Source organism: Anaerostipes sp. Marseille-Q3525 (assembly GCF_018223505.1).
In the GTDB taxonomy this organism is placed as follows: domain Bacteria; phylum Bacillota; class Clostridia; order Lachnospirales; family Lachnospiraceae; genus Anaerostipes; species Anaerostipes amylophilus.
The window spans coordinates 1-4,542 of the sequence record NZ_JAGTTT010000058.1; the positions used below are offsets into that span (position 1 = coordinate 1).

Sequence of the window (4,542 nt, forward strand, 5' to 3'; positions counted from 1 at the left end):
GATGAACCTATCTTTATTAGCTAATTAATGTTGTGTCTATATTACTTTCAAAAACCACCTTAATAGATGGTTTATTTGTCGTGTTCTTTGTTTTTCGGCTGTCCTCTACTATTTTGTTTCAAACTTTATAATCTCCTTAATTACAAGGTCAGATTCACTCAATGGGATATCTGCCAAAGGTATTATCTTATAAAAAGAGAAGAAAATCAACCAATTTGGCTTATGTATTAATTCTTATTACATATAGAAAGAACACATACAGTTCGAAAGGAATTCTTGCAGTAAGGATGTTTCCATGATAAAATTTACAAAGAATTTTTATCAAAAAGGAGTGCGTAAAAAAGTGATAAGTTTAGGCTTGGATTCAGGTTCATCTATGACAAAAGCTGTCTTATTCAAAGATGATCATATCATAAAGACGAAGATGATTCCAACATCGATCAGTCCAAGGAAATCTTTAGAAGAACTTTATCTAGATATGATAAATGAAAAGGAAAGGATTGATGTAGTCGTAACAACAGGCTACGGAAGAAATCTGTTAGAGCAAGCAGATTTTAAGATTACAGAGATTACCTGTCATGCTGCAGGGGCATTTTTTATGAATCCAGATTGTAATACGATCATTGATATTGGCGGACAGGACAGTAAAGTAATCACGATTGATGACCTTGGCTGTGTCACAGATTTCTTAATGAATGACAAATGTGCAGCAGGAACCGGACGTTTTTTAGAGATGACAATGAAACGGGTAGAAAGTGAGATTGACAAAATCGATATTTTTGTAAAAGATGCCAAGCCTGCAAAGATTAATAGTATGTGTGCTGTATTTGCGGAAAGTGAGATTGTTGGGTTACTGGCCCAGGATATCCCGCCAGAAGATATTGTCCTTGGCTGTGTAGAGTCTATTTGTCAAAGAACTGCGGCATTTGCACAAAAACTGGCACCAGTGAATCCAAAGGTATTTTTCTCAGGTGGACTAGCACAGTTTGATGTGATGAAACAGTCATTAGCTAGACATTTAAGGATCAAGGAAGTAGCAACCGATCCATTATGTCAATACACAGGAGCAATCGGAGCTGCCGTATTAGGTATCCAAAAAAAGAAACGATAATTTTTATTTAAAGGAGAAATTGAAACAATGATTGAATTAAAGAAAGAGTTACCAGAAATTTTTGAGGAGTTTGCAGAACAGCGGAAAAATTCATTTCTGGCGATCAAAGAAATTAAAGAAAAAGATATTCCAGTGGTTGGAGTATTTTGTACTTATCTGCCAAGAGAGATTCCAAATGCTATGGGTGCAGCAGTTGTCGGACTATGTTCCGTATCTGATGAAACAATTGCGGATGCAGAAAAAGATCTTCCAAGAAATCTATGTCCATTGATTAAATCAAGTTATGGATTTGCCAAAACTGATAAATGTCCATTTTTCTATTTTTCTGATTTAGTTGTCGGAGAAACAACATGTGACGGAAAGAAAAAGATGTATGAAATGCTTGCTGATTTTAAACCAGTTCATGTCGTAGAATTACCAAATTGTCAGACAGAAGATGGAATTCAGTTATATAAAAAAGAATTACTTCGTTTCAAAAAAGTGTTAGAAGATAAATTTGAGACAACGATTACAGATGAAGCGGTTCTTCATCAGATTAAATTAAGAAATGGAATCAATAAAGCATTAAGACGTCTTCAGTATGTCATGGCAAATGATCCGGCACCAGTTAATGGATTAGATGTGATCAATACTGTTTATGGAAGTGGTTTTGACATCAATACAGAAGGACTTGAGGACCGAATCAATGCAGTAACAGATAAGATTGAAAAAGAATACAAAGAAGGAAAGAATATCGGAAAGAAACCAAGAATCCTTGTGACAGGGTCTCCATCTGGAGGAGCAGCCTTGAAAGTTATTCGTGCGATTGAAGATAATGGCGGGGTTGTTGTATGTTTTTTAAAATGTACGGGGATGAAAACACTTTCAATGGGAGATGAAGAAAAACCAGATGTATATGATGCACTTTCAAGAAAAAATTTAAATATTTGATGTTTCTGTATGTCTCCGAATAAAAAAAGCATGGATCTGTTAGATGAATTGATTGATGATTTCCATGTAGATGGGGTTGTAGATCTTGTTCTTCAGGCGTGTCATACATATAATGTAGAAACGGCAATCGTTAAGAAATTAGTGAAAGATAAAAAAGGAATACCATATACAGTGGTTGAAACGGATTATTCACAGGCGGATATTGAACAGATCAATACAAGAATGGCAGCTTTTATTGAGATGTTATAAAATACATTTAGAATGTTAACAAAAAGAAAAATGGTGCAAGAAAAGACTTCTTATACTATTTTTCTTTTTCGATTGACACAAACTTACATTTTACAGTTACAGCAACAGTGAATGCCCGATTAGATTCCATTATCTTTGATGGAACATGGAAAGATCATGTAGGACAAGTTGAGAACTTAGGACTGGTGTCTAAAGATGATATGTCTAAGAACTATGTTGGACTTCCAGAAGATACAACACAGTGGAATAAGAACTTTGGGGTTAACGATTATAAGAAGCTTGTTGCTGAGATCTTCGATGGAAAGAGAAAAGTTAACAACAGCACAGACCAGATGCCAAAAGTATCTGTCAAATTAAACGAACGTCAGGGTATGATCAAATAATAAAAATGGAAGGAAATAATAATATGTCTTAATATGCAATTGAAATGCTGAATATTACCAAACGTTTCCCCGGAATTGTTGCGAATGATAATATCACACTTCAGTTAAAGAAAGGTGAGATTCACGCACTTCTAGGAAAAAATGGGGCTGGAAAATCAACATATTTCCTTGCTTGTACTCGCAGTTTCCTCTAAGAAATCAAGAGCACCGAAGGCAGAGGGAATACCATATGATAAAGGACAAAGATAACAAAGGAGATAAAATACACGATGGGAATTGTAGTAATCGGAGATGTATTTATAGATATTAAGGGGTTTTCTACATCCCCTTATATCCCATATGGGAGAAACGCGGGAACGATCGCACAGATTCATGGTGGGGTTGGCCGTAACGTTGCGGAAGACATTGCGAATGTAGAATTAGAGCCAACATTTGTAAGTTCTGTTGACGATGATGCAATGGGTGAAGATGTCATCCGCAAATTAGATCGTCATAAAGTCAATACAAAATATATGAAAAAAGTAAAAAATGGAATGGGAACATGGCTTGCAGTTTTTGACCATGAAGGAGATGTGGTAGCGTCCATTTCCAAACGACCAGATCACGGACCAATTGAACAGATTCTTGATGAATATGGAGACGAGATCTTTAAAGATGCAGACAGTATCGTAATCGAAATTGATATTGACCGTGAGATCGTGAAAAAAACATTTCATTATGCAGAAAAATATGGAAAGAAAGTCTATGCGATCGTATCGAATATGACAATTGCGATTGAGAGAAGAGATTTCATTCGAAGAATTGAATGTTTCGTATGTAATCAGCAGGAGGCAGGAATCCTATTTTCTGAAGATTATGAGGAAATGAGTGCAGAAGAATTATCCAAAGTTCTTCCAGAACGTATCAAATCTGCAAAGATTCCAAAGATGGTCGTTACAATGGGTGGCGAAGGTGCTGTTTATGCTGATCAGAACGGAGAATGCGGAGTTTATCCAGCATTAAAGGTAGATGTTGTTGATACAACAGGAGCTGGAGATGCATTTTTCTCAGGTGTGTGCATTGGGCTGACTTATGGAAAGACATTAAGAGAAGCATGCGCGATCGGTACAAGACTTGCATCTACCGTCATTTGTACATCAGAAAATATTTGTCCAAGATTTATGCCGGAAGAGTTCGGCATCACGAGGTAAATGCCATGGAAAGTATAATTATAGGAATTGCCGGAGGTTCCGGTTCCGGAAAGTCTACATTTACAAACAGAGTTAAAAAATATTTTGGTGATGATGTCACAGTGATCTATCATGATAATTATTACCGCAGACAGGATGGAATTCCATTTGAGAAGCGTGTGACAGTCAATTATGATCATCCTGATTCTCTGGAAACAGATCTTCTTGTGGAACATCTCAAACAGTTAAAAGCAGGAAAAACTGTGGAATGTCCAGTTTATGATTATAATCAGCATAATCGTTCTGATGAGATCATCACAATTGAACCCAAACCTGTCATTTTAGTTGAAGGAATCTTACTATTGGCAGATGAGCGAATCCGTGATCTGTTAGATATCAAGGTATACGTTGAAGCAGATGCAGATGAGCGAATTCTTCGAAGAATCCTGCGAGATGTAGAAGAACGAGGAAGAGACCTCCATGGAATCATCGATCAGTATTTGGCAACGGTCAAACCAATGCATTACATGTATGTAGAGCCGACAAGAGCAAAAGCTGATATTGTGATCAACAGTGGAAAGAATGATGTGGCATTTGATCTGTTTGTGTCAAAGATCGCACAGTTATTAGATGAGATGGACGGGAAAACAAAATAGAAAGAAAACCGATAAAAAGCACTGGAAGTTATAGTTTTCTGGTG

Annotated in this window: 4 protein-coding genes and 2 pseudogenes; all 6 read left to right on the forward strand. The window is 36.5% G+C overall.

Features of this window, described 5'->3' with window-relative positions; translation table 11 throughout:
• Positions 1–343: 343 nt before the first annotated feature.
• Complete coding sequence (locus tag KE503_RS14040; RefSeq protein WP_212385658.1) at positions 344–1,111, forward strand: acyl-CoA dehydratase activase; 768 nt, start codon at positions 344–346, stop codon at positions 1,109–1,111.
• Positions 1,112–1,141: 30 nt separating this feature from the next.
• Positions 1,142–2,290, forward strand: a pseudogene (locus tag KE503_RS14045) (double-cubane-cluster-containing anaerobic reductase).
• A 107-nt stretch (positions 2,291–2,397) separates the two neighbouring features.
• A complete protein-coding gene (locus KE503_RS14050; protein ID WP_212385659.1) occupies positions 2,398–2,673 on the forward strand; it encodes a hypothetical protein in 276 nt (91 codons plus the stop codon).
• A gap of 44 nt (positions 2,674–2,717) precedes the next feature.
• A pseudogene (locus tag KE503_RS14055) lies at positions 2,718–2,834 on the forward strand (ATP-binding cassette domain-containing protein); the annotation flags it as partial.
• A 108-nt stretch (positions 2,835–2,942) separates the two neighbouring features.
• Positions 2,943–3,863 (forward strand): carbohydrate kinase family protein, encoded by a 921-nt coding sequence (locus KE503_RS14060; protein WP_212385660.1) that lies wholly within the window; start codon positions 2,943–2,945, stop codon positions 3,861–3,863.
• A gap of 5 nt (positions 3,864–3,868) precedes the next feature.
• Positions 3,869–4,498, forward strand: coding sequence for a uridine kinase (gene udk / locus KE503_RS14065; RefSeq protein WP_055198047.1), 630 nt, complete (start codon positions 3,869–3,871; stop codon positions 4,496–4,498).
• The last annotated feature ends 44 nt before the right edge of the window (positions 4,499–4,542 follow it).